The organism is Blastopirellula sediminis (assembly GCF_020966755.1).
Taxonomy (GTDB): Bacteria; Planctomycetota; Planctomycetia; order Pirellulales; family Pirellulaceae; genus Blastopirellula; species Blastopirellula sediminis.
Map to the genome: position 1 here is coordinate 1586661 of NZ_JAJKFT010000004.1, position 25514 is coordinate 1612174.

Here is a 25514-nt window from a genome sequence, read left to right on the forward strand (position 1 = left end):
GAAGATGGTTAAATCTAAGCGTCACCTTTATATAGGTCAAGGAGGGTGAAGGCCGCGAGAAGGTTCTCGCCATTTTTTGGGGTAGGATTGTTCGGTATCGACCGGGATTGTTCCCCTAACAGTTGGTTTGAACGTGCGGAAATCAGTGATCCGAACTCGACTTACGGCATTTGCGACCTTCGCCGCGGTCTTGCTGACCGCTTCCTTGGCGCTGGGGGCGAAGGGGATTTTGCATTTGAAGGTGATCGACGCCGCGACCAAGGCGCCTCTGGCCGCTCGGATGCACCTGACCAATCCCCGCGGCAATCGCCAGCGAATCCCCGGCGTCCCGAACCTGGACGATCACTTTGCGTTTATCGGCGAGCTCCATTTGGAACTAGCCCCCGGCCGGTACACGTTCGTGGTCGAAACCGGGCCGGAATACAAGAATCGGAGCGGCTATTTCGAGCTGAAAAGCGGGGACGAAGATAGCAATACGCTGGAGATGCACCGCTACGTCGACATGGCGAAAGATGGCTGGTGGTCCGGCGATTTGTACGTCGCGCGAGAAGAGCGGGACCTGGAAACGCTGATGCTGTCCGAAGATCTGCACGTCGCGGTTAATCACACGTGGGACAACAAGCAAAACGCCTATGCCGGCCAGCCGATCGAAGATCCGCTGGCGACCTTCGCCGGCAACCATGCCTGGTGGAAGTTGGGTGGTCGCGACGAGCGGGCAGGGGGGCGAATGCTGATCATCAACGCCAACTCGCCGCTGGCGGTGCAATCGGCAAAACCGGAATATCCTGCAACCCTCAGTTACCTGAAGGAATTGAACGGCCAAGAGAAGGTCCATCGCGCTGTCGACGCCGCGGCGTGGGACTTGCCGCTGTGGATCGCGCATGACGTCGTCGATTCGGTGGTGATCGCCGGGCCGGAGCTCGAAATGAAGGGGGGATCGAGGAAGATACCGCCTGGTTCGCGTCCGCCAGATCGGCTCCTCTTTCCTGGCGTGCAAGGGAACGCTCGCTGGGCGCAGCAGATCTATTTCCATCTGCTCAACTGCGGACTGCGGATTCCTCCGTCGGCCGCCAGCGGATCGGGCACGAGCAACAACCCGCCCGGCTACAACCGCGTTTACGTCCATTTAGATGGAGAGTTTTCGTACGACGCGTGGTGGCGAGAGCTGGCCGCGGGTCGCGTGGTGGTGAGCAATGGACCGCTGATTCGTCCGGTGGTCGAAGACAAGATGCCGGGAGACGTCTTCACCGCGCCGGCCGGGCAGACGCTCGAAATTGATATCGCGCTGAACCTTGGTACCCGCGGCACGATCTCGTATCTCGAAGTGATCAAAAACGGCAAGGTCGAAGAGGAAGTGTCGCTGGTCGACTACGCGAAGAATCAGGGACACATGCCGAAGCTCCACTTTGAGGAGAGTGGGTGGTTTTGCATCCGCGCGGTGGAAGAACTGCCGGAGACCTACCGCTTTGGCCTGACCGGGCCGTACTACGTCCAGATTGGGGATCAGCCGCGGATCAGCAAAGCGTCGGCCAAGTTCTTCTACGACTGGGTGTTTGAACGGGCCGGAGCGATCGACCTGACCGATAGCGAGCAGCGGGACGAAGTGCTGGAAATGCATCGCCAGGCGAGGAACTTTTGGCGGGATATCTACCAAAAGGCGAATGCCCCCTAGCGGCGACATGCGGCGGCGATTCTCCTGTATACTGGGGGTTTTCACCACGATTTAGCTGATTGCCTGTATGCTCGCGCCGGCCGATTGGCGGAAGTTGTACCCTTTCGCCTCCCATACGCTCGACCTCGACGGTCAACGTTATCACTACGTTGACGAAGGAGCGGGTAAGCCCATGCTCTTCGTACATGGGAACCCGACCTGGTCGTTCTATTGGCGGAACTTGATCACGGCGTTTCGCGGGACGCATCGGACGTTAGCAGTCGATCACATCGGCTGCGGGCTGAGCGACAAACCGCAGAACTACGAGTACACGCTCGAGCAGCATATCGAGAACCTGACGCGGTTCCTCGAACGGCTCGACCTGCACAACATCACGCTGGCGGTGCATGACTGGGGAGGCGCAATCGGCTTGGGAGCGGCGGTTCGCCAGCCGGAGCGGTTCGAGCGGCTGATCCTGTTCAACACCGGCGCCTTTCCGCCGCCGTACGTGCCGTGGCGAATTGCGGCGCTCCGGTTTCCGGTGCTGGGCAATGCGGCGATGCGAGGACTGAATCTGTTCGCACGTCCGGCAATCACGATGGCGACCGAAAAGCCGGAGCGAATGACGCCGGAGGTCGCGGCGGGACTGCTCGCGCCGTATGACAGCTGGACGAATCGAGTGGCGATCGCACGCTTTGTGCAGGACATCCCGCTTTCGTCGCGACATCCAACTTACGAAACGCTGAAGCAGATCGAGCGTCAACTGCCGGAGCTAGGTCACAAGCCGATTCAGATGATCTGGGGAGCGAAGGATTGGTGCTTCACGCTCCAGTGCATGAAACAGTTCCAGACCTACTGGCCCGAAGCGGAGTCGCACCAATTTGACGACTGCGGCCACTACGTAGTGGAAGACGCGTACGAGCGAATCATTCCGCTGGTCGAATCCTTTTTACAGCGAACTGCAACATGAGCGACGATGGCCTGTCGGATCAGCGTTGGTCGGAGATGACGATCGGGCAGATGGCGACTTTGGCCTGCCTGTTGGAAGTCAACGCGCCGAAGCCGGGGAATGTGCATCGGGGCGCCGACTTTCATGATCTCGGCCTGAACGATTTCGCCGCGAGCGCCGTGGCGATCGGACCCGCGTTTGAAGCGGCCGGCCGCAGCCGGATTGGGCGAACCATTTTGACTGCGATCCGAGCGACGCGGCGGTTTGTCGACTCGAACACGAATCTCGGCTTGGTGATGCTGCTCGCTCCGCTGGCGACCGTGCCAGTCAGAGAGCTGAATCAGGCGGGGGTCGCCGCGCGTCTGGCCGATTTGAACCAGGATGACGCCGCCGACGTTTACCAGGCGATCGCCATCGCGCAGCCAGGCGGCTTGGGGCATGTCGACGAGATGGATGTGCAGGACGCTCCGCCGGCCGATTTGCTGGCGGCGATGAAGTTGGCCGAAGGACGCGACCTGGTCGCTCGGCAGTACGTCAATGGTTGCGAGCAGGTCTTCGCGGCGGTCCGGTTTTTGACCGATCCGGCGACGGCGAAGTTGCCGCTGTCGGACCGAATTGTCCACGCGCATGTGCGGCAAATGGCGGCGTTTCCCGACAGCCTGATCGGGCGGAAATGTGGCGAAGAGATCGCGCAGAAGAGCTCGCTGATGGCCAGCCGCGTGCTGGACGCAGGAGAGCCGATCGACGAAGAATACTTTCAGGAGCTGCGGAATCTCGACTTTTGGCTGCGGGCCGACGGCCATCGTCGCAACCCGGGAACCTCGGCCGACATCATTGGTGCGGCGATCTTCGTCGCGCTGCGTCAGCGGAAGTTGACCTTGCCGCTGCGAGCTTTGTAGACAAGTCCAGGCGGAATAATCGTTATGTCCGAAACGTATTGGGTACGCATCGCGAAAGACAATCTGGTTTTCAGCGCCGGACATTTCATTACGTTCGGCGGCGGAACCTGCGAGCGCGTCCATGGCCATAACTATCGGGTCGAAGCGGAGATCTTCGGTCCGCTGGACGAAAACCACTACGTCGTCGACTTTATCGCCGCGCGAGATGCGCTGGCCCAAATCGTCGGCGAGCTTGATCACCGGATGCTGCTGCCGACCGAGCACCCGCAGATTCGGGTCGTCGCCGACGGCAAGGAGGTGACCGCGACGTTTGAAGATCGGCGTTGGATCTTTCCAGAGTGCGAATGCGTTTTGCTGCCGGTGCCGAATACGACGACGGAACTGCTGGCGCGATACGTCGGACGCCGTTTATTGGATCTTCTGGAAGAGCGAACCGGCGCTCGCCCGCAACACATCCGGATCGCCATTGACGAAAATTACGGTCAGTGGGGCGTCTGCGAGTTGCGCGGAGAATAACGATTGCGCCACGGGCCGCGGCTGTCTGGGCCTCGTCCCTCTCGCGGAGATTGTCTGCGGGTATTACGACCATGCGCGAAATACATCTGAATCTTTCTTGACGACCATTAAGCCGGACCTAGGTTTGCTTGACGCTAAGGAGCGCCGCATAGATACATTCCCATCTCGTAGCATCGAGACTTTCACGCAATTCGGCAGGACACCCGAAACATGCAGGTCGAATACATTAACCCGTTCATTCGGTCGATGACCAAAACCTTCGACACGATGCTCGGCTGCGAGATCACGCGAGGCTCCCTCATTCTGGCTTCGGACTTCAAAGGCAACTACGACGTTTGCGGCGTGATCGGGCTTTCCGGTCGAGCCCAAGGGGTCGTCGTTGTCAACCTCTCGAAGAGCGTCGCTCTGCAAGCGGCCGCCACGATGTTGATGATGGACCCGGCCGAAGTGACCGACCTGAACGAAGACGTCATCGACGCAGTCGGCGAAATCGCCAACATGGTCGCTGGCGCCGCCAAGGCCGAACTGGAAGATTTCGAGCTGTCGATCAGCTTGCCGAACGTCGTCGTCGGCTCCCCCCCGGACATTCGCTTCCCGTCGGAAGTGCACGCGATTGCGATCCCGTTCGAGTGCCCTTGGGGCCCGATGTCGATCAAAGTCGGCTTCGCCCCGGTTCACGCGTCGGCGTAGCTAGCATTGATCCCGATCGGGGCGGCAAAGTTTTCCTCATCGATACGAACCGCCGCGACGATAAAAGAGGTAAGCGCTTTTATCGTAGGGAAGGGGCATGCCAAAAGTTCGCGACAACGGGTCTCACCAGACCAATCCCAATCTGCGCAAAGCGGCCATCGTCTTGATGAGCCTGCCTGAGGATGACGCCGCCCAACTGATGGGCCGGATGTCTCCGAAGGAAGTGGAGCTCGTCTGCATCGAGATCGCCCATCTCGATCGACTTACCGGAACCGACCAAGAAGCGGCGATCCTCTCTTTCGCTGAACAGAACCCCAACCAACTTGCTGGCGCCGGCGGCGGCATCGGTCTGGCCAAGAACCTGGTGACCCGGGCCCTGGGCAAAGGGGCGAATGAGACGCTCGATAACGTTCGCCAGTCGGTCGAATCGATTCCGTTCGGCTTCCTGCGGAAGGTCGACAGCCAGAACTTGCTGACGTTCATCGTCGACGAACATCCCCAAACCATCGCCCTGATCCTGTCGCACTTGCCGGCGTCGTACGGCGCCGAGATCATCTCCGGCTTGCCGGCCGATCGCCAGCTGTCGGTCATTCGCCGTATCGCCAACATGGGACAGACGAACCCCGAGGTGATCGAGGAAGTGGAGAAGGGGCTCGAATCGCGGATGGCGAGCGTCATGAGCCAGTCGTTCGAGAACGCCGGGGGCGTGCCGACCGTCGCCGAGATCCTGAACGTGACCGATCGCGCTACCGAACGAGCGCTGCTGGAACACCTGGCCCAGGAAGACCCGGACCTGGTCGAAGAGATCCGCCGCTTGATGTTCGTCTTCGACGACATTCAGAAGCTCAGCGACAAAGACATGCAAGCGGTCCTCAAGAACGTCGAAAGCTCGCAGTGGGCGATGGCGCTCAAAGGGGCCAGCCAGGAGCTGCGCGACAAAGTCGTCGGCAACATGTCGAAACGTGCGGCGGACATGCTGCTCGAAGAAATGGACTTCCTCGGCGCCGTCAAGGTTTCGGAAGTCGAAGGGGTACAGCAGCAGATCGTCGACATCGTCCGCCGCCTGGAAGATGCTGGCGAAATCTCCCTCTCGGCGGGAGACGAGGAAGAGCAACTCGTTCAATAGCCAGGCGAATCGTAGCCCGAGGCGCAAGCCGAGGGAAAGCGGATGGCCTATCGCGAAGAGAAGCTATCCGCATTGCGGCTTGAATGACCGTCGAATCTTGTTTCGCTATTCCAACCACATTCCCTCGGCTTGCGCCTCGGGCTACGATCGGTCGACAGGGTCGAAAGCATGGGAGTTTGGTCTCGCCGCGCATAGAATAGGTAGAGACCTAGCTCGACATCCCTGAAGAGATCCCCCATGTCGATTCGTTACGAAGTCTTAGGCCCGCCCGGTCGCGACAACGCGCTGATGGTGACGGTCAATTCGGGGCATGGGCTGCATCGGTTGCTGTTCGATTGCGGCGATGGGGTCTTTTCGACGATCTCGATCGCCGACCTCCAGTTGATCGAGGGACTCTTCTTCTCCCACTTTCACTTCGACCATATCGCTGGCTTCGATACCTTTTTCCGGATGAACTGGGGGCGGACCGATGCGCCGGTTCGCATCTTTGGACCAAGCGATACCCGCGAGATCGTGCATCATCGATTACAAGGAGTAACGTGGAACCTGGTGTCGGAGATCCCGGGCGAGTTTCGCGTCACTTGTCTTGACGGCGAACGTCTGATTACGACCGGCTACAAGACCTGCGAAGGTTTTCGGATTGAACGCCTGATTGGTTCCGAGGACTTCGACGGAGTCATCTATCGAACCGAGACCTTTGAAGTCGCCGCGATGCCGCTGCCGCATGGAACGGTCAGCATGGGATATGTGGTCCGAGAGCTTCCGCGGCAGAATGTGGATCTCAGCGTTCTGAAGGAGCTTGGTTTAAAGCCGGGGGCTTGGCTCAAAGCGGTCAAGGACGAAGCGAGACCGGACGCCGAAATTATCGATACAACCATCGGACCGAAGTCGCTCGGCGAACTGCGCAGCAAGTTGCTGGTCACCCATAGCGGCGAGAGTATCGCCTATCTGACCGACTTCTGGCTCGATAGTGAAGAGACGGAAGATCGTTTGCTCAAGATGCTGGCGGGATGTCGCGTGATGGTCTGCGAAAACAACTACGCCGATGCGGAACTGGAACTGGCCCGCAAGAACTACCACATGACTTCGTCCGAAGTCGGGCGCCTGGCGGCCAAGGTACAGCCGGAAGAGCTAATCGTGTTTCACGTCTCCGATCGCTACACGCCGCCTGAGCTGCTGGCTCAATTAAGCGAGGTCCAGCAGCATTTCCCCAAGGCGACGTTCCCGGCGGCCTGGATGGAAGCTATTTCTCAAAGGTGAAGATCTGCTTCCAGTCGTCCTTCATGCTGATCACGACCCAGCCCTTCTTCTCCGCTTCTTCCATCAGATCTTGCGGGAAATTGCCAAACTTGGTGTCGGGCATGCCGTTGGCGGGGCCATAGGCGTATTCCCGTTTGGCGTCATCGTGGAAGACGAGCATCTTCAGGCTGAGCCCTTCGCCGGCGCTGGTCCATTCGAGCATCTCGCGATCGCCGCCGGAATTGCCGAATGACGCGATCGGGCGCTTGCCGATGAAGCGGTTGATACCGACCGGCTTGCCGTCGTGGTCATCGATGAAGTCGATCTCCGGCAGACGCATCAGGACCGGCCCGCCCTCTTTCATTTCGAACTTCGTTTTGGTGGTGGAGCCGACGACCTGGTCGGAGGGAATGCCATAGCAGCCGAGCGTGATCGGACGCATGAATTCAATGCCGCCGCCGGAGACGATAAAGGTCTTGAAGCCGTTGGCGCGGAGGTATTCGAGCAACTCGACCATCGGCTTGAAGGTGCACTGCGTGTAAGGCTGCTGGAAGCGGGGATGGCGATGAGTGGCGAACCACTCTTTGACGACCGCTTCAAAGTCGGTCGTCGTGATGTCGGTGTGCGACGCCAGGACCAGATCGACCAGACCCTTTTGCCCGGTAAAGGACAACGCTTGCAGATCGTTATCAAGGACCGCCTTGAATGGCTGCTGGTCTTTCCACTCGGGGTGCGTCGGCGCTAACGCCTTCACGCGGTCGATCGCGAACGCCATCTGCGTGTACATCGGGTGTTCGGTCCAAAGAGTGCCGTCGTTGTCGAATGTCGCGATCCGATCGGCGACCGGGACGAAGTCGGGCGAGTTCTCGTCGGTCACTTTCGCGACGAAATCGACGATCGCCTTCTTCGCGGCGGTGTTGTTCCACGACGGCAAGACGTCTTGCGCGACTAACAACGCAGGAAGGAGCAGGAGCGTGGCGAGGGCCGAAACCGCCCAGCGACCGTTAGTTCGATTGATCATCGGTTGTTTCCTCATTGAGGCGAATGGAGAGCCAATTCCCAGCTATTTGACTGACCGCGGCGCCCGTATCCGCGTCCATTTATCGTAGCGGCGTAACGCATGGAATTCGAACGAATTTCGACGCGTTCCTGGCAAATGAAGAGTTCGGCCGCGGTTGATTGCGACCGAACTCAAAGGACGACTTTCCCTTTGCTTAAGGCAGGGAGTGAGCTATCGCTAGTTTCCGGTCGGCAGCGGTAGCGAGATTCCCTGTTTCTGCAGTTTCTCGCGCACGAACTGGATGTTCTGGTATTCCGAGATGGTGATGGGACCGGTATAGACCTCGCTTTGCATCTTGCGGGGCGGATACTGGACGTAGGTCTTCATCAGCTTCGCGACCTCATCATTGAACGTCACCAACGTCCAAGTACGTTCGGTGTAGTTGTTCATGAATATGTCGTAGCGCTCTTGCGGATCTTGCCAGAGGTCAAAGACTTGCGGAACGGTAGCGACGTACTTCTGGGCGCCTTTCCAACCGAGGTTGGAATCGACCGCCAAACCGCCGGTCGACTGGCCGTCGTCGCCGCGGAGATTGAAGACCGCTTTGTAGTTGCCGGCTCGGGCGGCGCCAGGGGTAAGTTCATTCTCGGTGAAGTAGAACCACGACTTGCGTGCGCACTTGCCGGTTCCGGTCAAAAGCGGCGTCATATCGTAACTGTCGAAAATCATCGGTTGACCTTCGCGGTCTTTCTCCGGCAGTTTCACATCAGCGACGGCGGCGAACGTCGCCATCAGGTCGAGACCGCCGACGATGTCGTGATTGCGGACGCCAGGTTTGATCTTGCCGGGCCAAATGGCGATCGCCGGAACGCGGCTGCCCCCTTCGCGAACGGTACCCTTGGTGCCGCGGAACGGCGTGTAGCCGGCGTCGGGATAGACGTCTTGCCAGGCGCCATTATCGGTGGTGTAGAAGACGAGCGTGTCTTGGTCGAGATTCAGCTCTTTGAGCTTGTCCATGACGTGGCCGATGCGAGCGTCGAGTTCAACGAGCGAGTCGGCGTACTTCGACTTCGAAAGCGATTTGTGCACGTACTCGGGGGCGGGAAGGTTCGGCTGGTGGACCTTCATGAAGTTGATGTTAATGAAGAAGGGAGTTTCCGGGTGCTTCGCCGCGTCTTCCAGAAACTTCAGGCCGGACTCTTCCACGTACTTGTCGAGGAAGGGAATGCCGACCACTCCTTTATCCGGTGTGTCGACGTACTGGCCATTGACCTTCCAGTCTTCTTTGGGAGGTTGGCCCGCATTGCCCGAAAGCGAACCTTTGGTCACCTTGGCGAACATGTCGCGCAATTCCGCGGGCATATCGGGAAACCAGGTCGGATCGCCGTAGGTATACGCGTTGCAGTGATAGAGGAAGCAATGCTCCATCACGTCATACCCTTGGGCGTTCGGCAGCGCGTAGTCCGATTCGCCCAGGTGCCACTTGCCGGTGAAGTAGGTCTTGTAGCCGGCCGCTTTCAGCACCGAGCCCAAGGTCCACTCCGCGGCTGGCAAGCCGCCTCCTTGTCCCTGGAAAGCGACGGTGGTCATACCGCTGCGATTCGGGATGCGACCGGTTTGCATCGCGGCGCGACCCGGCGTGCAGCTCGGCTGGGCGTAGAACGAGAAGAAGGTCATCCCTTGCGCCGCCATTTGATCGATGTTCGGCGTCGGCATACCGCGTCCTTCGCCGCCGCCGTACGGACCAAGATCTCCGTAGCCCGTGTCATCAGAAACGATGAACAGAATGTTGGGCTTCTTCGCTACGGCTGCCGCGCAAAGGCTAAGTAGCAGCGCTCCTGCGAATACAAACGTAGCGAGACGTAATACTTGGGGTGACTTCATGACAAATGCTCCCAATCCTCGGTGAAAAACAAATGTGCCAAATTCGGGGTCGCAACCGTGGCGCACGCTAATCTGGGGCAGGGGCGTTTTGCGGCAATCGGCTGCGGACTGGTTGGAAAGGGCAAGTGAAGAGACCGCGAGGGAAGAAGAGGCGACTCGCGCTTCTCGCTCTGGGAATTGCTCCGCTTGCGGTGTTGCTGCTCACGACTTTGGGCCATCGCTGGCCAAGAATCCAGTTAGAAAGTCGCCCCGTCATAACCATGCCCAAGGATGACGTAGCCGCCGCCGAAGGTAGCGGCTCAGGCGTTACATGTGGTATACCCCGCTAATCGTAGGGATGCAAACGGAGCGGGTCATTCCGTTGAGAAAATCGGATGAAGTTTCGCGAGTTTTTACTTCAACGCGCGGCGTTTGCACGGTTCGCGAAGTTCAACAAGAGGCCAATACTCGATTCAACCAGCGTTCACGAGCTTTCGCTCGTTTAACGCCTGGTGAAAGCGATTTGCGCAGATTCGGCGGCGAATGCATTGCAGTCGCCGATTGCAATGTGGAGTTGTGCGAAGCCATTGACACCCGGTCCGCGAAAGGGGGACAATTCAAGTAGCGACGCATGACGAGTCAGCGCGGAAACGCCGACTTGATTGCAAGCGATCCCCCGCCGGTTTTGATCCCCATCAAAGCTGCCGCCGGCCATGTTGAGACCGTTTTGGCAAGTTGCGAGCCATCGCGAATGACTTCCAAACGCCATCGCCGCTCTATCCATTCCAAATCTTGAATCTGTTGCGAAAGGAGAGATGCGATCATGTCCATCAACACCCAAATTCCGCAGACCGAATGGAGCGAATTTTTCGTCGCATTTTCCAACGGCAACCAAGGACGTGAAGTGACCCTAGAAGTCTTTTCCGTCGAGGAAGGCGCCGAAGGGCAAGCGCGGCAAGGGAAACTCCTCGCCTTGGATTACGATTCGCCGGAGAAGGGGAATCGGCTCATGCTGACTACCGGTGAGGGGGAAGTCGAGTATTCGCACACGGTCGACGCCCCGGTCGAAGTGATGCGGGCGCAAGAAGACGACGGCGAAATCGAAGCGCTCGAAATCATCGACCAGCAGGGAGTGAGAACGATTCTATCGCTGAAGTAGGTTCGCGATCGCAACCAACCGAACAGGCCAACGATTCAACGCCATTCTTTACGACACGGGAGACTCAACATGGAAAGTACTTTGGACATCGTCGAAGTCGGCAAGCTGGTGCACGTCAAAGCGACCGGCAAGCTGACCAAAGAGTCGTATGAGGTGTTCGTGCCGGTGATCGAGAAGCAGATTGCGGAGCATGGCAAGCTGCGGATCTTGTTCGAGATGCATGATTTCCACGGCTGGACGATGAGCGCCGCGTGGGAAGACATGAAGTTCGACTACAAACACTGGAACGACATCGAACGGCTGGCGATCGTCGGTGAGTCAAAGTGGGAAGAAGGAATGGCGAGCTTCTGCAAGCCGTTTACCGGCGCAAAGGTCAAGTACTTTGATCATACGAAGCTGGACGAAGCGAAAGCCTGGTTGGCGGAAGAGTAGCCCGTAGGAAGGATTAGGGCTGGCCGCACTTGCCCATGGAATTGCGGTCGGAACGGTTCCGGCAGGCACGGCTTGCCCTGCATTCTGGCTCCCCCTTTGACTCGGGGGAGCGGGGCCTTTAAAATGGCACGTTCCACTTCACTGTCGAAGAGCGACCCTCGCAGAGGGGAACCGGGAACCTGGTCAGGTCTTAACTGAAGCAGCCATAACCGGGGTACTCTGGTGCGGGGGTCACTCCTCGACAGTGGAATGCTCCTTAGTGGGCAGGACCGGCGGTCAGATGGTACCATGCATGCAATTCTGTCGCATGTGGTTTGCCGGATCGCCAGGCGGAGCCGCTAAGCGACTCTCCCTCCTCTAAACCGGCCGCGAGACGATGACGGACGAAGGAATCGAAAACGCCGAGCCTTCAGGCGCCCATGACCAATATGTGGTCGTCGCTCGCCGATATCGCCCCCAGTCGTTTGAGGAACTGGTCGGTCAGCATCAGGTCGCTCAAGCGCTGAAAAACGCCATCGAGCGCGGACGCGTCGGACACGCTTACCTGTTCACCGGAGCCCGCGGGGTCGGAAAGACCTCTTCGGCCCGTATTTTGGCCAAAGCGCTGAACTGCCAGAAAGGGCCGACGGCGACTCCTTGCAACGAGTGCGACATCTGCCGCAGCGTGACGGTTGGCGAAGATGTCGACGTGCTCGAAATCGACGGCGCCAGCAACCGCGGTATCGAAGAAATTCGGCAGTTGCGGTCGAACGTCAACATCCGCCCGAGCCGCGCCCGCTTCAAGATTTACATCATCGACGAAGTCCACATGTTCACCAAAGAGGCTTTCAACGCCCTGTTGAAGACCTTGGAGGAGCCGCCGGAGCATGTGAAGTTCATCTTCTGCACGACCGACCCCGAAAAGATCCCGATCACCGTCCTTTCGCGCTGCCAGAGGTTCGACTTCGGCGGCATTCGGATGGACGAAATCGTCGGCCGGTTGGCCTACATCGTCGAAAACGAAGGGGTAAAAGCGGAGCAGGAAGCGCTCCGGCTGTTAGCTCGCAAAGCGAATGGTTCGATGCGCGACAGCCAGTCGCTGCTGGAACAGCTGTTGGCGTTCGGCGGGAAGGAAATCACGGTCGCCGACGTCAATCAGATGTTGGGCGCCGCGGGCAGTGAGCAAATTGCCGTGATCATGAGCGGGCTGGCGGCTCGCGACGCGGCGGCAGTGCTGGGACAGTTTGATCACGCACTAACCCGCGGCATCGACCCGGGGCAGCTGATCGAGCAGTTGCTCGGCTTTTTCCGAGACATGATGACGCTGGTCGTTGGCGCCGACGCGTCGCTGCTGCAGACCGTTTTGCCCGCCGACGCCGAGAATATCGCCGCGGTCGCCAAGAACTATGGCCTGGCAAATGTCATGGCGGCGGTGCAGATTCTGGACGATGCTCTCGTCCGGATGCAGCGTTCGGCCCATGCCCGAATTCTGGCCGAAATGGCCCTGGTCCGGGTCTGCCAACTTGAGGACCTCCAGAGTGTCGCCGACCTGGTGGAGACCATCCGCTCGGGAAAGCCGCTGCCGGCTCGGCCGGCAATTCAGGTGGTCGCGGGGACCGTGGCGGCGCCGCAAATCGCCCCCCAGGCGATTCCTCAAGCGGCCACAGTGGTCGCCGAACGACCAGCTGAGTCGTCGATCAATCAGGCGACGGTGATTGCTCCGAGCCGCCCAAGCGCACCAGAAGTCCTACCGCCAGCAGGCGAAGAAGAGCCAGAATCGCCGCCAGAGGCCCAGAAACCTAAGGGTGGGATCGCGTTAACTGATTCGTCTGCGAAAAATATCTGGGACCGAATTCTGTCAGATATGTCGGATCTAGTAGGGGAGTATGCTCGCCCTTACAAATCGGTAGCAACTTCTGGGCCAAACCGACTAGTCGTCTCATTTTCTGCAGCGTATAATACGCAGGTCGAGTTCTTGCGACGGCCGGCGGCGAAAGCCCGGCTGGAAGGAATGCTGACCGAAATGGTCGGCGATTCGGTTTCGTTAGAGTTTCGCCTGCTGGACGATGTTCCTGCAGCGGCCTCGCCAGAACCGCCGAAGAAAAGTGGCCCCTCAACGGGTCAGATGATTCGAAAAGTGCAGCAGAACCAATTGGTTCAGCAGGCGATTGAGATGTTCGGAGCGGAAGTCACCAGCGTCCGAGCGCCCGAGTCGGGAGGTTCTTAGCCGCCTGGCTGAACGCTGCAGCACTTTCCTCAATCAAGGAGAAAAGCGGTGTTCAATCTCGGCAATCTCGGCAACATCGCCAATATGCTACGTAGCGCCCAGGAAATGGGCGCCAAGGTGCAAGGTTTGCAGGAAGAGCTACGAGCGAAGCGCGTCACCGGCACGGCCGGCGGCGGCATGGTCGAGGTCGAAATGACCGGAACCGGCGAAATGCTCTCGCTGCGAATCGATCCTGATCTCGTCGCCCGCGGCGAGAGAGAAATCATCGAAGACTTGGTCCCCGCCGCTGTGAACCAGGCCAGTATGAAGGCGAAGCAATTGCACGCCGAAATGATGAAGGAACTGACCGGCAGCATGAACGTCCCCGGTTTGGACGAAGCCCTGTCCAAAGTGACCGGGGGAAGCAAGTAGGAATACTCGCCTAGGTGAACGGACGCCCCTGATGGTTCAAACGACAGATTCAGTAACGCGCTTGGTGGACGAATTCGCCAAGCTTCCGGGTATCGGACGCAAAAGCGCCGAGCGGCTCGCGTATCACATTCTGCGCGTGCACGAGTCGGAAGCGATGGCGCTTGCCGATGCGATCCGCACCGTTAAACAAAACGTTCGCTATTGCTCTCAATGTTTTAACCTGGCGGAATCCGAACTTTGTTCGATCTGTCAGGACCCGCGTCGCGACAAGACGCTGCTCTGCATCGTCGAACAGCCGCGCGACTTGATGGCGATTGAACAATCGGGCATGTATCCCGGCTTGTATCACGTCTTGCTGGGACGCATCGCTCCCTTGGAAGGAATCGGTCCTGATCAACTGACGATCGACGCGCTGGTCGATCGGGTACGAGCCGGTTCCTTTCGCGAGATCATCATGGCGACCAATCCCACCACTGAAGGGGATGGGACGGCGCTGCATATCTCGAACCTTTTGTCCGAGCTGCCCGTAACGTTAACGCGACTTGCGCGCGGGATCACGACCGGCAGCATCCTGGAGTTTACGAACAAAGAGATTTTGGCCGACGCGCTTTCCGGACGTCAAAAGCTATAATTCACGTTGTTCATCCCGCTACTCTTGAAACCTAGAAATTCCTATGCGACTTTCGCTTGGTCTCGAACAGAAGCTGGTCCAGAAGCAAGTTCTGGCGCCCAGGATGATCCAGTCGATGGAGATCCTGCAGCTGCCCGTCATGGCGCTGCAAGAGAAGATCGAACAGGAGATGAACGAAAATCCGTTGCTCGAAATTCAAGAGGTCGAGCCGGACGGCATCCCGGATGGGATGGACGATTCGTTAGATAAGTCCGACAACGATTCGATCGCCGATACCGAAAAAGAATTCGTCGTCGACGAAAACAAAGACAACGCCGACGACTTTGAACGTCTGCTCGATCTCGACAACGAATATCCCGATACGTTTGAGGATCGCCCGCAACGTTCGCTCAACCAGATGGAAGACGACGCCAATCGCAAGCATGACGCGTTGGCGAACGTCGCATCGCGAGTGGAAACGCTGCAGGATCATCTTGATACGCAGCTTGGCGAACTGAACATTGAGCCGGAACTGCTCGAATTGGCGATGCGAATCATCTCGTCGCTCGATTCCAACGGCTATCTGACGACTTCGCTCGAAGATCTGCTCCCTCCTGACTCTACCGAAGAAGTGCTGGCGCATGCCCGCGAAGCGCTGGCGATTGTGCAAGCGCTCGAACCGGCCGGCGTCGGCGCTCGCGATCTCCGCGAATGCTTGCTGCTGCAACTCGATCCGTCGCAACCTTATTTCGACGAATTGCGGACGTTGATCAGCAATCACCTCGAAGATTTGTGCGAAAATCGCCTGCCGCTGATTCAGAAGAAGACCGGCTATTCGATCGACCTGATCCAGGACGCGTGGTCGGAACTGCGAAAGCTGAATCCGAAGCCGGGCGCCGCCTACAAAGACGACTTCATTCCGAACGTCGTGCCGGACCTGACGCTCGAAATCAGTGATGACGGCGAATATGGAGTGCGGACCGAAGATGGCGACGTGCCGCAACTGCGGATCAGCAATTACTATCGCAAACGTTTGATGGATCCGACGGCAACGGCCGAAGAGAAAGAGTTTATCAAGCGGAAGATTAACGCCGCTCAGTGGCTGATCGATTCGATCAATCAGCGCAAAAACACGCTGGCCCGCGTCGCCCAGGCGATCGTTGACCACCAGCACGATTTCATCGAAAAGGGGCCCGAGTACATCGAGCCGCTGAAGATGCAGCAGATCGCCGACAAGGTGGGAGTCCACGTGACGACCGTCAGTCGCGCCGTCGACGACAAGTGGATTCAAACTCCTCGCGGCATTTTCCCGCTCAAGCGATTCTTCGCCGGCGGTACGACGAACGAAGCCGGGGACGAAGTGACCTGGGATGCGATCCGTCTGAAGCTGCAAGAGATCATCGACAGCGAAGACAAGGCGAAGCCCCACAGCGACGACGAACTCGTGACGCTCCTCAAAAACGAAGGGTTGAACGTCGCTCGCCGTACCGTCACCAAGTATCGCAAGAAGATGGGAATCCCCAGCTCGCGTCAGCGGCGCGATTGGTCGAAGAAGGGGTAAGAGTTCGATCGGTTAGCCGCGCTCGCTTTACTCGCGCGGCTCGGCCGTCGAATCCGCACTCGCCATCATCTCTAACAACTCGCCAGCATAACGCTCGACGAGGCCAATCACTTCCGGCGTGGGATCGGTACGCGACATGAAGAGTCGGCGATAGACCGGCATGAGCGGGGTCGCCGCTAATTGTGCGGCCCGTCTGGGAGTCCAACCAGCAAGCTTTGCCGTCTGGCGGATCAAACCCATGCCAACGTCCATGCGCCCAAACGCAGCGACGTTCCAACCGGATTCAATGATTCGCCATGCCAAGGCCGATTGGAAGTCGGCGTCGGCCAGCAGTTCCGGACGCTCGCGTAGTCGTTCGGCAATGGCCTGCAGCACCTCAGCGAAACCAAGCGTGCTCCGATTGGAGAGGTTTTGTCCATGGACGCGGCGTTTGTAGAGCGGCTCGTCGATCACCACGAGGCCGGAGCGTGCAGCCAACGCCAGCAGAAAATGGAAGTCGGAGGCGACGATGAAATCTTCGCGCACGCCGCCGATCGCCTCCCAAGCGTCTCGTCGAAAGACAAGCCCAGGGTAACCCGCAGCGAACATTCCATGTCGCACGCATGTTGCGATCGCTTCGTCGCTGTTCAAACGGTACGTTCCTGCGGCGATCGGATTGCGTCGCCAACGGCGGTCTCGTAGGAAACGACCTTGGCCGATCGTGGCCGGCTTCTCCGGAGAATGCAGCACGTTTCCTCGTGAGACGATGCAATCGGCCTGGGGATACAGGGAGATTGCCGTCAACGCTTTCTGCAAACGATCGGTGAGAAACAGATCGTCCTGGTCCAGGACGGCGATCCAGGGACTGTTTGCCGCTTTGATTCCCAGATTCGTCGGACGAGAGGGGCCTCCGCTGTTGTGCTCGGTCGAGAGAATCCGAACCGGCGAGCCGTTTTCGTCATTCCATCTGCGGACTTGCGCCAGGGAATCGTCCGAGGAGTGATCGTCGACGAGCACTATTTCTGTAGCGGGGGACGACTGATTCAGGATCGACTGAAGCGTTTCAAGAACAAAAGGGGCGCCATTATAATGCGGCACAATCACCGAAATCGGTATCGCTGAGTCGTTTACGAATTTCTCAGACATGCCGAAATGATCGATTAAGATTGAATTGTTATCAAAGAGTTAAGTCGGAGTGAAATCTGACGCTTTTCGCGCGGCATCCCGAATCGGCGCCCGGCGATCGGCCGAACGGCTGAGTATACTCGATCCCTTTCAGAGAGCGGCCGTTGTCGGGAAGAACTTCGCGAAATCTTCCCGGCGTCTCGCTTCACTCGACCTTGGAAACGCCTGACGGCGTCGCGCAACCGAAGCATGAGCAAGACCGTTCTCGTTACCGGCGGAGCAGGTTTTATCGGCAGTTGCCTGGTGCGGCAATTGGTGCAGCTGGATGGTCTGACGGTCGTTAATCTTGATAAGCTGACCTACGCCGGCAATCTCGATTCGCTTGCGGAGCTCGAAGCCGATTCGCGGCATGTTTTCGTCGAAGGCGACATTTGCGATGGTGAGTTGGTTGCGCGCTTGCTGGGCGAGTATCGACCCGGCGCCATTTTGAATCTGGCCGCCGAATCCCATGTTGATCGCTCGATCGATGGGCCGGCCGAGTTCGTTGCGACCAATGTCGTCGGTACGTTTACGCTCTTGGAGGCGGCACGCAATTACTGGAGCGATCTCCCGAAAGAGGAGGGCGCCGCATTTCGCTTCTTGCACGTTTCGACCGACGAGGTCTATGGCTCGCTCGGCAAGACCGGAAAGTTTACCGAGACGACCCCGTACTATCCCAATTCTCCCTATTCGGCGTCGAAAGCGTCCTCCGACCATTTTGTGCGGGCCTATTTCCATACGTATGGCCTGCCGACGCTGACGACCAATTGCTCGAACAATTACGGCCCGCGTCAGTTTCCCGAAAAGTTGATTCCAGTGATGATTCTCAACGCGCTGGAAGGAAAACCGCTGCCGATTTACGGGGACGGGCAAAACGTCCGCGATTGGCTTTTTGTGGAAGACCACTGCCGAGCGATTCGTCGCGTGCTGGAGGCTGGGAGAACCGGTGAGGTTTATAACATCGGCGGCAATTGCGAGCGAACCAATTTACAGATCGTAAAAGTGATTTGCGACGCGATGGATCGTCTGCGTCCTGATCTCCCTCACCGTCCGTGTGAAGAGTTGATTACGTTTGTCAAAGATCGTCCTGGGCACGATCGACGATATGCAATTGACGCCTCTAAGATGAATGTGGAGTTGGGCTGGAGCCCGCAGGAAACGTTTGAGACTGGTCTGGAAAAGACGATTCAGTGGTACTTGGATAACCAGGCCTGGCTCGACCGAATCGCCACCGGCGGTTATCGACGCGAACGACTCGGTCTGCGCGAGTTGCAGAAATAGTTTCATTCGAAGGTTCGGCGATGTCATCCAGTTTGTACCAAAAGGGAATTATTCTCGCGGGCGGTTCCGGAACGCGACTTTACCCTTTGACGCGCGCCGTCAGCAAGCAATTGCTGCCGGTGTACGACAAGCCGATGATTTTCTATCCGCTGACTACCTTGATGCTGGCCGGTATTCGCGAGATCTTGGTGATCAGCACTCCAGAGGATATCGGCGGGTTTCAGCGGTTGCTTCAAGATGGTTCGGACTGGGGTTTGCGGATCGAATATGCCGTGCAGCCGAAGCCGGAAGGTTTGGCGCAAGCGTTCGTAATCGGTCGGGAGTTCATTGGTGATGATTGCGTCGCCATGGTCTTGGGGGACAACTTGTTCTACGGCCAAGGATTTCAGCAGATTCTAGCGCGTGCGGCGAATCGGCTGGAAGGCGCCACGGTATTTGGATATCCCGTCCGCGATCCCCAGCGATATGGCGTCGTCGAGTTTGACGAAGAGGGGCGGGTCGTGTCGCTGGAAGAAAAGCCCCTGCAGCCGAAGTCGAACTACGCCGTGCCCGGGCTCTACTTTTACGACAACGACATCGTCGAAATCGCGGCGAATCTTAAGCCGTCGGCTCGCGGCGAGTTGGAGATTACGGACGTCAACCTTGAATATTTGCGCCGCGGGCAATTGCACGTTGAATGTTTTTCACGCGGCTTCGCTTGGCTTGATACCGGCACGCACGCGTCGCTGATGGAAGCTTCGAACTTCGTGCAGACGGTCGAAAACCGTCAAGGTCTGAAGATCGCGTGCGTTGAGGAAGTCGCATACAACAAGGGTTTCATTTCGGCTGACCAATTGCGAGAGTTGGCGAGTCGTCTGAAAGGCGAGTACGCCGATTACCTGCTTCATTTACTAGAGCCGATGATCGGCGGACGCAAGGTGCAGCACACCAAAGGAGAATGGGTATCGTGAATGTAGTCGCTACGACGATTCCCGACGTTCAACTCATTGAGCCGCGGGTTTTTCGGGACGAACGAGGGGAGTTCTTCGAGACCTTCCAGGCTGATCGCTACCGCGAAGTGACGTCGGTCGATTTCGTGCAAGACAACTGCTCGCGCTCGAAACGTGGCGTCTTGCGGGGACTTCACTACCAGATTGAAAACCCTCAAGCCAAGCTTGTGACGGTACTGCATGGAGAGATCTTCGACGTCGCGGTGGACATCCGCCAAGGCTCTCCGACCTTCGGCCAGTGGGTCGGTATGAATCTCAGCGGGGAAAACCGCAAGCAGCTCTATCTGCCCATCGGTTTCGCTCACGGCTTTTGCGTCGTAAGCGAATCGGCGGAAGTACTTTACAAATGTTCCGATTTCTACAATCCGCAAGGAGAACGCACAATTCAGTGGAATGACCCTGAATTGGCGATCGATTGGCCAGTGGAAGTTCCGATTCTTTCGCCCAAGGACGCTGCGGCGACGTCCTTTGCGGACGCACCCTATTTCGAGCGGATTGCCGTTTAGGCGAACCGCCGATCGGCGAGATAACGCTGCAATGCGTCGCGCCAGGTCGGCATTTCCTGGCCTGTCGCTTGGGCGTACTTGTTTAAGCTCAAAACGCTGTAGGCGGGCCGAGGCGCCGGCGCTCCATATTCGGTCGTTGTGATCGGATGGACATGCGTCGATCGCCTGGTGAGCGAAAAGACTTCTTGGGCCATGTCATACCACGTTACGCTCTCGCTATTCGTGACGTGATAGAGCCCGGTCGCGTCCTGTCTGATCAGGCGCAGGACTGCGGTCGCAACATCGCGGCAGTAGCTTGGCGTGCAGCGCTGGTCGTTTACGACGCGTAGCTCCGGTTTCGATTCGGAGAGCCGTATCATCGTTTCGACGAAGTTCCTTTTTGTCGGCCCGCCGCCATACAGGCCGCAGGTTCGAACAATCAGGTGATTGGGCGCGGTCGCTGCCGCCAGTTCGCCTTGTAATTTCGACTGGGCGTAAATCCCTTGCGGCGACGTGGGCGTTTCTTCGCTCAGCGGAGTTGGGATTCCAGCATAGGCGTCAAAGACGTAGTCGGTGCTGATCTGGACGAACCGGATGTTCAAGTCGTGACAAAGTTCGGCCATGGTCGCTACCGCTTTGGCGTTCGCGCGAAAGCAAGCGTCGGCGTCCGTTTCCGCCATATCAACAGCGGTGTATGCGGCGCAATTGATGAGCACGGAGGGACGCAGCTCGGCCAAGACCCGTCGGATCGAGTCATCGTCGGAGAGATCGAATTGGCTTCGCGTCAGGGACGCGGCAGCGCCTCCGAGTTGCTTCGCTAGTTCGCCGCCGAGTTGGCCAGCCGCGCCGGTAATTGCGATGGTCGAATTCATGGTCGGTACTGTAGCAATTCCCGGCGCAAAAAGGGATGCGGTAAAGGGGATTTAGAGCGATTCGGGCGGCTTGTCGGTTAAGAAGCGGTTAAAGCCGGTGGGGCAGTCGATTGTTGCCCTGGTCTTCGTCAAAACTTCACAGTTATGCGACTAGAATACGAACTTTTCTTAAGAAGTCTTTCCGACATTGGATGCGTCGCTGGGGAAACCAAGCAAACGATACGCATCCCATGCCGACCGCGTAATCCCTTTGGCAGCAATGCATAAAGCCCTTGATATCTCCGTATCCCGCGACAGTGACGCGATGATCGAGGATTCGAACCAGCCGAACAGCGGGAGGCTGAATCTGGCGTCCGAGTCTGGGGAGGAATTCACCAAAGCCGATGAAGTGAATGGGCTGGTATACTTCACCCCGCCGAGCGGATGGGGGGTGTTGGGGCTGCAAGAGATCTACAATTTTCGCGAGCTGATCTGGACGCTGGCCGCTCGCGATCTCAAGGTGCGCTACCGGCAGACCGCCATCGGCGTGATTTGGGCGATTCTACAACCACTGGCGATGATGACCATCTTTACGGTCATGTTTCGACTCATGGGACGTGTCCCAGTGGAGGAGGGCGTTCCTTATGTGGTCGCCGTACTCTGCGGTTTGTTGCCTTGGCAATTGTTTGCGTCAACGCTGAACAGCGCCAGCGGCAGTCTCGTCGAACACCAGAATCTGATTGCAAAAGTCTACTTTCCCCGCGCCGTTTTACCGATCGCGTCGATGGCAGGCGGAATCGTCGATTTTACCATTGGCTTTAGTCTGTTGGCTTTGGCGATGATGTGGTACGGCGTCGCACCTACGTGGGCGATGTTGTTGATTCCAGCGTTCATTCTGCTGACGCTGGTCGCTTCGCTAGCCGCCGGACTTTGGCTATCCGCACTCAATGCGATTTACCGAGACATTGGCTACGTCGTTCCGTTCGTCTTGCAGGTCGGATTTTTTCTAAGTCCGGTCGTCTATGAAACGGACGCGTTGATCCCGCCGGAGTATCGCTTGATCTACTCTCTGAATCCGATGGTGGGCGTGATCGACGGCTTACGTTGGGCGGCGCTCGGCCATACGCCTCCGGCGATTGGATCAATGCTCGTGTCGCTGGGTTGTCTGCTGCTGGTGCTGTTGGGCGGCATGGCCTATTTCCGTCAAGTGGAGCGGCATCTCGCCGATCGGATCTAAGGTCATGAGCCATATCGCCATCCGAGTTGAAAACATCGGCAAACGCTATCGTCGCGGCTCCGCCGCTCCGTACCAGCGTTTCTCGGAAATGCTGCAGCGCGTTCCCGCAGCCGTGCTAGACGCCGCGCGAGGAGCGTTTCAGGCCAAGTCGCAAACGGACGACCAAAGCGAATTCTGGGCGCTGAAAGACGTTTCCTTCGACGTGAAAGAGGGAGAAGTGCTAGGCGTCATTGGGCGTAATGGCGCTGGCAAAAGCACGCTACTCAAGATCCTCTCTCGCATTACGGAACCAACTACCGGCCGCTTCGGCGTCCGGGGCCGTCTGGCCAGTCTGCTTGAAGTCGGAACCGGCTTCCACCCGGAACTTACTGGGCGCGAAAACATCTACCTAAGCGGCGCGATCCTTGGCATGAGCCGCGCCGAGATAAAACGCCGCTTCGACGAGATCGTCGCCTTCGCCGAGATCGATGAAGCCCTCGACACTCCGGTCAAACGCTATTCGAGCGGCATGTATGTCCGCTTAGGCTTCGCCATCGCAGCACATCTGCAACCTGAGATTCTGATCGTCGACGAAGTCCTCGCGGTCGGAGATGCGGCGTTTCAGAAGAAGTGCTTAGGGAAGATGGGAGAGGTTGCCAACTCGGGACGGACGGTGTTGTTTGTTAGTCACAACATGACGGCGGTTGAGCGACTTTGTACGTCGGCGGTCTACTTGGAGCACGGAGAAATCCATTCGGCCGGCGATGTCGCCGATGTGCTTAAGCGGTACCTAAATGGGACAGACGCGTGTGAAGAGTCGCGTGGCAAGTTTGATGCATGGGGAAATGATCGCGTCAAACTTCACGGCGCAAGAGCCTACCGAAACTGTGGCGACGACCATTCGCAACGGCTCACGGTTGCAGACGAGATTACGTTGGAGTTTGACGTCAGCCTGTCGTCGGAGAACGTCGTCTTAACGCCAAGTCTAATTGTCAATACTTCTGACGCTTATCCGGCGTTTAACGTAACGCCGGCCGACAATCACCTCGGAACGCTTACACCGCTGCAAAGCGGTCGCCAGTTTATCCGCTGTCGCATTCCCGAGAATCTGCTCAATAACGGGGAATATAGCGCTACGCTCTATATCATCCGGGACGGTAGTCAGCCGGAATTCATGTTCGATCAAGCGATCCGATTTGAGGTAGACGAACACCCGCAAAAAAAGCTGAGTTGGTTCGGAAAACGCGTCGGCGCGACCAGGCCCCTTTTGAATTGGGAAATCTCCGTGGTGGAGCAGGACCTAAGTGTTGTTGGAAATGGATGACTCAAAGTTGTTGGAGAGAGCGTCATTGTTCCATGACGCAGTTTTTTCCCCGCGAGTACGGTTTCAGAACAAGCGGGCGAACAAGCGACGTTAGCAGAGATTGTCTATTGGCAATAACGATTTCGTCCGCGTGTGGCGAAATCGGCCGTTAGACAGGTAACGAGTAATTGAAAATGAGCGTACGTGCAGGAATGTTGGCGACCGCAGGAAGAGTAATTCAGAGAGCTGGCGACACGTTGGCGTTCATCGGACAACGAGTCGAGCAGAGAGCGAATCGAAATTCTGCTCAAAGGCGTTTGTCGCAAAACGCTCAGCCTTTGAAGCTTCACATCGGCTGCGGCACGATCCGTTTTGACGGTTGGGTAAACATCGACGCGCTCCCGACGGAAGCCGCCGACGTGGTTCTGGATGTGACGCACGGGATCCCGGCCCCCGATAATTCCTGCAAGTACGTCTATAACGAGCACTTTCTAGAACACATTTCGGTTGAAGACGCTGTACGCCTGATTGCGGAAGTTCACCGAATCTTGCAGCCTGGCGGGGTTCTTCGAATCGCGATGCCGTCGATTGAAGTATGCGTCGCACGATATATGCGAGAGAACTGGAAAGAAGACGAAGCGATCATCCGGAACGGACTGACTTGGTTAGAGACGAAGGCGGAAATGCTCAACGTCGCATTCCGGAACTGGGGGCATCAATGGCTCTACGACGAAGAAGAATTGCGTCGACGCTTGCTAGAGGGCGGTTTCCAGGACATTGCGTTTTTTCCGGCTGGCGATAGCGGCCATGAGGAACTGCGTGGAAGGGAATCGCGGCAAGAGTCGTTACTCGTTTGTGAGGCGACCAAACGATGACCCGTTCTGCGGAACTGGCTGACAGCGGAGCCCAAGAGAACGTGACTCGCCAAAGCGGTTCCGAGGACCAATCGTGGCGTGACGTTCTGAATAGGGAGTTTCTCTTTATCATCGGATCTGATCGAAGCGGAACGACGTGGCTTCAATCGATGATTGCCGCTCATCCCCAGGTCGCGACGACGGTACAGTTGACATTGTTCCATACTTACGTTCCGGACTGGATTCGCAGTTGGAACATGGAAGTCGGCTACATCGAGGACGCCGACCAGTGGGATATGGGGCTTCCGGTCGTTTGGTCGGAGCAAGAGTTTCACGAGTTTCTGCGGGAGTTTGTTGCGAAGGCCTACAGCAAGGTCGCTGAGAAGTCGCCAAATGCGTCGCACATACTCGACAAACATCCCGCCTATCGAGAGCACGTCGAGGATATCAATCTTCTGCTTCCGAATGCGAAGTTTATCCATGTTATTCGCGATGGACGCGACGTCGCGCTATCACTGATCGCAGCAAAGAAGGGCCTGGGCTGGGGATTCTCGTCTGTTCGGGAAGCGGCGGAGGCGTGGGCGAGATTCGTACGAAGAGGTCAGGAAGCTACGAAATATGGCGAGCGATACGTTGAAGTCCGTTACGAAGACTTGAAGACCGACGGCGTTGCGACGCTCCAGTCGGTATTTGAGTTTTGCGGATTGGCGGCGTCGGAAGAAGAGGTTGGGCGAATTCTCGAAGATCACCAATTCGAACGGATGAAGCGAAATCGCCAAACGCCTGACGCGACGCGAAATGCGCCAGCAGCGCATTATCGAAAAGGCGCTAGCGGTCAATGGAAAGAAGGTTACTCGGCAGTTCAACGCGGAGAGTTTCACCAGATCGCAGGGGGCCTTTTATGCGAACTAGGCTATGCGGAGCCTGGCTGGTGGTATCAAAGCCGCATCGAATGGATGTTCGTGAAGGCGGTATTGTTGGCCAAGTCGGGGCTCAGCGTTGTGCGAAAATTGATTAGCTGGGTCGGACGAACTGTGTTGGGGTAGTGACGATTGTCGCCAACGCGGCGATACGAAGAAC

The 25514-nt window shown here is 57.7% G+C and carries 24 protein-coding genes and 1 other RNA gene; 21 read left to right on the forward strand and 4 right to left on the reverse strand.

Annotated features, from left to right (window positions below; all coding sequences use genetic code 11):
* Window positions 1-145: 145 nt before the first annotated feature.
* The 7 genes from LOC68_RS10135 (at window position 146) to LOC68_RS10165 (ending at window position 7091) form a co-directional block, all read left to right on the forward strand.
* On the forward strand, window positions 146-1672 hold the full coding sequence (locus LOC68_RS10135; protein ID WP_230218214.1) for a hypothetical protein: 1527 nt from the start codon (window positions 146-148) through the stop codon (window positions 1670-1672).
* Window positions 1673-1739: 67 nt separating this feature from the next.
* Window positions 1740-2621 (forward strand): alpha/beta fold hydrolase, encoded by an 882-nt coding sequence (locus LOC68_RS10140; protein ID WP_230218215.1) that lies wholly within the window; start codon window positions 1740-1742, stop codon window positions 2619-2621.
* Complete coding sequence (locus LOC68_RS10145; RefSeq protein WP_230218216.1) at window positions 2618-3499, forward strand: triphosphoribosyl-dephospho-CoA synthase; 882 nt, start codon at window positions 2618-2620, stop codon at window positions 3497-3499. The genes LOC68_RS10140 and LOC68_RS10145 overlap by 4 nt, the downstream gene beginning before the upstream one ends.
* Window positions 3500-3523: 24 nt before the next feature.
* On the forward strand, window positions 3524-4015 hold the full coding sequence (locus tag LOC68_RS10150) for a 6-pyruvoyl trahydropterin synthase family protein (protein ID WP_230218217.1): 492 nt from the start codon (window positions 3524-3526) through the stop codon (window positions 4013-4015).
* Window positions 4016-4225: 210 nt separating this feature from the next.
* Window positions 4226-4705 (forward strand): chemotaxis protein CheX, encoded by a 480-nt coding sequence (locus tag LOC68_RS10155; protein ID WP_230218219.1) that lies wholly within the window; start codon window positions 4226-4228, stop codon window positions 4703-4705.
* A gap of 97 nt (window positions 4706-4802) precedes the next feature.
* Window positions 4803-5831 carry a flagellar motor switch protein FliG gene (fliG, locus tag LOC68_RS10160; RefSeq protein WP_230218221.1) on the forward strand — a complete coding sequence of 343 codons (1029 nt, stop codon included), beginning with the start codon at window positions 4803-4805 and terminating at the stop codon, window positions 5829-5831.
* 237 nt (window positions 5832-6068) lie between these two features.
* A complete protein-coding gene (locus tag LOC68_RS10165; RefSeq protein ID WP_230218223.1) occupies window positions 6069-7091 on the forward strand; it encodes an MBL fold metallo-hydrolase in 1023 nt (340 codons plus the stop codon).
* On the opposite strand, the gene LOC68_RS10170 is transcribed toward LOC68_RS10165, so the two are convergent.
* A complete protein-coding gene (locus tag LOC68_RS10170; RefSeq protein ID WP_230218225.1) occupies window positions 7075-8091 on the reverse strand; it encodes an HAD family hydrolase in 1017 nt (338 codons plus the stop codon). The two genes, LOC68_RS10165 and LOC68_RS10170, sit on opposite strands and share 17 nt — an antisense overlap.
* A gap of 216 nt (window positions 8092-8307) precedes the next feature.
* The gene (locus LOC68_RS10175) at window positions 8308-9954 is read right to left on the reverse strand and encodes an arylsulfatase (RefSeq protein ID WP_230218227.1); all 1647 of its coding nucleotides are present in this window, start codon (window positions 9952-9954) and stop codon (window positions 8308-8310) included.
* A gap of 802 nt (window positions 9955-10756) precedes the next feature.
* On the opposite strand from LOC68_RS10175, the gene LOC68_RS10180 reads away from it, so the two are divergent.
* The 7 genes from LOC68_RS10180 (at window position 10757) to rpoN (ending at window position 16312) form a co-directional block, all read left to right on the forward strand.
* Complete coding sequence (locus LOC68_RS10180; RefSeq protein WP_230218228.1) at window positions 10757-11092, forward strand: DUF5335 family protein; 336 nt, start codon at window positions 10757-10759, stop codon at window positions 11090-11092.
* 69 nt (window positions 11093-11161) lie between these two features.
* Window positions 11162-11524, forward strand: a complete 363-nt coding sequence (locus tag LOC68_RS10185; RefSeq protein ID WP_230218230.1) for a SpoIIAA family protein — start codon at window positions 11162-11164, stop codon at window positions 11522-11524.
* Between the two features lie 147 nt (window positions 11525-11671).
* Window positions 11672-11766, forward strand: an RNA gene (ffs, locus tag LOC68_RS10190) — signal recognition particle sRNA small type.
* Between the two features lie 134 nt (window positions 11767-11900).
* Window positions 11901-13730, forward strand: coding sequence for a DNA polymerase III subunit gamma/tau (gene dnaX / locus LOC68_RS10195; protein ID WP_230218232.1), 1830 nt, complete (start codon window positions 11901-11903; stop codon window positions 13728-13730).
* A gap of 48 nt (window positions 13731-13778) precedes the next feature.
* Window positions 13779-14141, forward strand: coding sequence for a YbaB/EbfC family nucleoid-associated protein (locus tag LOC68_RS10200; RefSeq protein WP_230218234.1), 363 nt, complete (start codon window positions 13779-13781; stop codon window positions 14139-14141).
* A gap of 31 nt (window positions 14142-14172) precedes the next feature.
* Window positions 14173-14772 (forward strand): recombination mediator RecR, encoded by a 600-nt coding sequence (recR, locus tag LOC68_RS10205; protein WP_230218236.1) that lies wholly within the window; start codon window positions 14173-14175, stop codon window positions 14770-14772.
* Window positions 14773-14815: 43 nt separating this feature from the next.
* On the forward strand, window positions 14816-16312 hold the full coding sequence (gene rpoN, locus LOC68_RS10210) for an RNA polymerase factor sigma-54 (protein ID WP_230218238.1): 1497 nt from the start codon (window positions 14816-14818) through the stop codon (window positions 16310-16312).
* A gap of 27 nt (window positions 16313-16339) precedes the next feature.
* Here rpoN and LOC68_RS10215 read toward each other — a convergent pair whose 3' ends face one another.
* Window positions 16340-17437 carry a glycosyltransferase family 2 protein gene (locus LOC68_RS10215; protein ID WP_230218240.1) on the reverse strand — a complete coding sequence of 366 codons (1098 nt, stop codon included), beginning with the start codon at window positions 17435-17437 and terminating at the stop codon, window positions 16340-16342.
* Between the two features lie 228 nt (window positions 17438-17665).
* Between LOC68_RS10215 and rfbB the strand changes: the two genes are divergently transcribed.
* The 3 genes from rfbB to rfbC are packed head-to-tail and all read left to right on the forward strand — an operon-like array spanning window position 17666 to window position 20231.
* A complete protein-coding gene (rfbB, locus tag LOC68_RS10220) occupies window positions 17666-18736 on the forward strand; it encodes a dTDP-glucose 4,6-dehydratase (protein WP_230218242.1) in 1071 nt (356 codons plus the stop codon).
* Window positions 18737-18756: 20 nt separating this feature from the next.
* Entirely contained in the window at window positions 18757-19686 is a 930-nt protein-coding gene (rfbA, locus tag LOC68_RS10225; RefSeq protein WP_230218244.1) for a glucose-1-phosphate thymidylyltransferase RfbA, read from the forward strand.
* Complete coding sequence (gene rfbC, locus LOC68_RS10230) at window positions 19683-20231, forward strand: dTDP-4-dehydrorhamnose 3,5-epimerase (protein ID WP_230218246.1); 549 nt, start codon at window positions 19683-19685, stop codon at window positions 20229-20231. The genes rfbA and rfbC overlap by 4 nt, the downstream gene beginning before the upstream one ends.
* Here rfbC and rfbD read toward each other — a convergent pair.
* Window positions 20228-21082: a dTDP-4-dehydrorhamnose reductase gene (gene rfbD, locus LOC68_RS10235; RefSeq protein WP_230218248.1), complete on the reverse strand. Its 855-nt coding sequence runs from the start codon at window positions 21080-21082 to the stop codon at window positions 20228-20230. The genes rfbC and rfbD overlap by 4 nt on opposite strands.
* Before the next feature lie 304 nt (window positions 21083-21386).
* Here rfbD and LOC68_RS10240 point away from each other — a divergent pair, with 304 nt between their 5' ends.
* The 4 genes from LOC68_RS10240 (at window position 21387) to LOC68_RS10255 (ending at window position 25480) form a co-directional block, all read left to right on the forward strand.
* Window positions 21387-22298, forward strand: a complete 912-nt coding sequence (locus LOC68_RS10240) for an ABC transporter permease (protein WP_230218250.1) — start codon at window positions 21387-21389, stop codon at window positions 22296-22298.
* 4 nt (window positions 22299-22302) lie between these two features.
* Entirely contained in the window at window positions 22303-23601 is a 1299-nt protein-coding gene (locus tag LOC68_RS10245) for an ABC transporter ATP-binding protein (protein ID WP_230218251.1), read from the forward strand.
* Between the two features lie 317 nt (window positions 23602-23918).
* Entirely contained in the window at window positions 23919-24455 is a 537-nt protein-coding gene (locus tag LOC68_RS10250; RefSeq protein WP_230218252.1) for a class I SAM-dependent methyltransferase, read from the forward strand.
* Window positions 24452-25480: a sulfotransferase family protein gene (locus LOC68_RS10255; protein WP_230218253.1), complete on the forward strand. Its 1029-nt coding sequence runs from the start codon at window positions 24452-24454 to the stop codon at window positions 25478-25480. Before LOC68_RS10250 ends, LOC68_RS10255 begins: the two co-directional genes overlap by 4 nt.
* The last annotated feature ends 34 nt before the right edge of the window (window positions 25481-25514 follow it).